General features: G+C 37.6%; 4 protein-coding genes. All 4 read right to left on the bottom strand.

Annotated elements, in window-relative coordinates:
• Positions 1-60: 60 nt before the first annotated feature.
• The 4 genes from B8880_RS12740 to B8880_RS12725 all read right to left on the bottom strand — a co-directional run bounded on the left by B8880_RS12740 (position 61) and on the right by B8880_RS12725 (position 1924).
• On the bottom strand, positions 61-945 hold the full coding sequence (locus B8880_RS12740; protein WP_084257954.1) for a tyrosine-type recombinase/integrase: 885 nt from the start codon (positions 943-945) through the stop codon (positions 61-63).
• Between the two features lie 49 nt (positions 946-994).
• Positions 995-1213 (bottom strand): hypothetical protein, encoded by a 219-nt coding sequence (locus B8880_RS12735; RefSeq protein ID WP_084257953.1) that lies wholly within the window; start codon positions 1211-1213, stop codon positions 995-997.
• A 70-nt stretch (positions 1214-1283) separates the two neighbouring features.
• Positions 1284-1607 carry a hypothetical protein gene (locus B8880_RS12730; protein WP_208610923.1) on the bottom strand — a complete coding sequence of 108 codons (324 nt, stop codon included), beginning with the start codon at positions 1605-1607 and terminating at the stop codon, positions 1284-1286.
• A gap of 53 nt (positions 1608-1660) precedes the next feature.
• Positions 1661-1924, bottom strand: a complete 264-nt coding sequence (locus B8880_RS12725; RefSeq protein ID WP_084257952.1) for a hypothetical protein — start codon at positions 1922-1924, stop codon at positions 1661-1663.
• Between the last annotated feature and the right edge of the window lie 249 nt (positions 1925-2173).

Genomic DNA, 2173 nt, shown 5'->3' with positions numbered 1-2173 from the left:
TTTTTTTTACAAGCTCATCTTTAACGGCATTTTTATTTCCTTTTAGCGTTTCATATTTACTCATAGACTTATCCAAAAATCGATCTGATTATTCCACCATGCCATCATTCTAACACGCTCAGAAAAATAATCAGATTTATTATAAACACCTCTTACCCCCCTGATTTTGTGCGCTAATTGTAATTCAATTGCGTCTGGATTCCAGCTTCCAGCATCGTTAGCGAGACTGCTAAATGTTGTCCGGAAGCCGTGAATTGTCTGCTTTCCTTTATAGCCAAGGCTATAAATAAGTATAGACGGAGATGACTTGTGTACATGACCACACCGGTTGTTTTTATTTACCGAGCTGAAAATATACTCATTGTGGCTATACTTTTTCTGCTCATACAGTAAGTTAACCATCGGCTCAGTAATTGGAATTCGTTGTTCAATCCCCATTTTCATTCGATGAGCGGGAATTGTCCAAACCCTGTTATACAAATCTATTTCACTCCATTGAGCACCAATAATCTCTGAGCGGCGTTGAGCTGTATAAATAATCATTTTAAGAGCATTTTTAACCGATGCGCTCCCATATTTATACTTTTCCATGGCTTTTAAAAGCCTTATTAATTCTTGTGGATTTAATATTGTCGGGTGATTGCGTATCGTGTGTGGAGGAATAAAATTTGTCAGTCGAGCTGCGGGGTTGTATTCAACATAGCCCATTGCTCCCGCATAATCAAAAATGCTGACTACAATGCCAAGTGTGCGTTTAGCGGCGTATCGGCTCTCGATATCTTTAATTATATCAAAAATAAGACTGGGTTTGATGTTATCGCAGTCGGTATCATTAAGCGATGACAAGTATTTTAGAATTAATGAGTTAACATATTTACTTGTGTGTAATTTAACTTTTTCGGAGTGGAAATCTAACCACATATCGGAGATTTCTTTGAATTTCATTTCTGCACCTCGTGCCGGTTAACTGCCACACAGTGCGGCAGTGTTTTTTTTAATTTGATTCTAATTCCGCAATCAGAGCGATTTGAGCTAAAGAATTTGATTTCAGTAATTCAATGATCTCGGCGACAACGCCAGCTGGAATATCGCGCTTGCCAGATTCCCACTGCGGAATACGCCTAGAATCCACTTTTAATGTTCTAGCTAGATTTTCATGCCACTGATCACCGTATAATAAAAATCCAGCCCTTGCAAACTGCTGTCCTGTCATACCACCCCCATACATTTGTAAAAGAGGTAGTATGCCATTTTTTATAAAAATATTTAAGAGGCTAAGTCATCTAAAGCGGCATTTGCCGCCGAAGCATACTGCTCAAGATCCGTTGAAATGTCCCAAATAGCATTAAAAACCACTTCACTGCCGTACTCATCTTTAACGCATCAATGCGATAATTCAAAGCTTGATTCTCGGCTACTACATATTCCCACCAATCAAATGTGTCTTGATCGCATATCCAAGCATTTTTGTCATCATCATAAGTAAATTGGCCATCGTTTAAAGCGCCAGTGTTCCCGATAAAATCAGAAATATAGTTGCAGCCAGTTTTCGGGTCAATGATAGTTAAAGATTCTTTTTTATTAGTTTGTCTAATAATAATTTCCATGATACACCTCGTGCCGAATTATGAGCTACCGCACAGTGCGGTAGCTAAGATTTTTATAAATTTTCTTGAATAATATTGTAAACCAACTCTACAGCGTCTTGCATATCATCTGTAATGCCAAGTTTTTCCATTGCTTCGCCATCAGACAAAAAATCCAAAGCTTGTTGTAAATCTAAGCTGCAGGTTAGCTCACCTTCCTGCTCATAATGCACGGCAAAGATAATATCTTCAATATCTTCGCCTACATACAAGCCAGTATTTCTGTATGAGTTAATGCTTACGCCAGTTAATTTATTGTAATTGATAAAAGTATTCATTTGATACACCTCGTGTCGTGACGGGTTAGCACTATTGCCTTTCCCTTTTTGATGATTAAGCCCCTTTGCTTAATCTTGTAATTATAATACATCAGTCAAGCCGTTTTGTCAACACAAAGCGGTTTGAAAGTTTAGAGTATATTTAGATTTGTGATCTATATCACATAAATTATGTGATGGTTGCTTATGTAGTTAATGCTTAGTTTTGATTTTGTGATGATGGCGGGGGTAGACTACACAAAAAAAGCG

The organism is Pasteurella testudinis DSM 23072, assembly GCF_900176075.1.
Lineage (GTDB): Bacteria > Pseudomonadota > Gammaproteobacteria > Enterobacterales > Pasteurellaceae > Chelonobacter > Chelonobacter testudinis.
This window is presented reverse-complemented; position numbering and strand designations above follow the sequence as displayed.

Bases quoted from the DNA above. Each gene is read 5' to 3' on its own strand.
- B8880_RS12725 (WP_084257952.1), bottom strand. From the start codon at position 1,924: ATGAATACTTTTATCAATTACAATAAATTAACTGGCGTAAGCATTAAC.
- B8880_RS12740 (WP_084257954.1), bottom strand. From the start codon at position 945: ATGAAATTCAAAGAAATCTCCGATATGTGGTTAGATTTCCACTCCGAA.
- B8880_RS12735 (WP_084257953.1), bottom strand. From the start codon at position 1,213: ATGACAGGACAGCAGTTTGCAAGGGCTGGATTTTTATTATACGGTGAT.
- B8880_RS12730 (WP_208610923.1), bottom strand. From the start codon at position 1,607: ATGGAAATTATTATTAGACAAACTAATAAAAAAGAATCTTTAACTATC.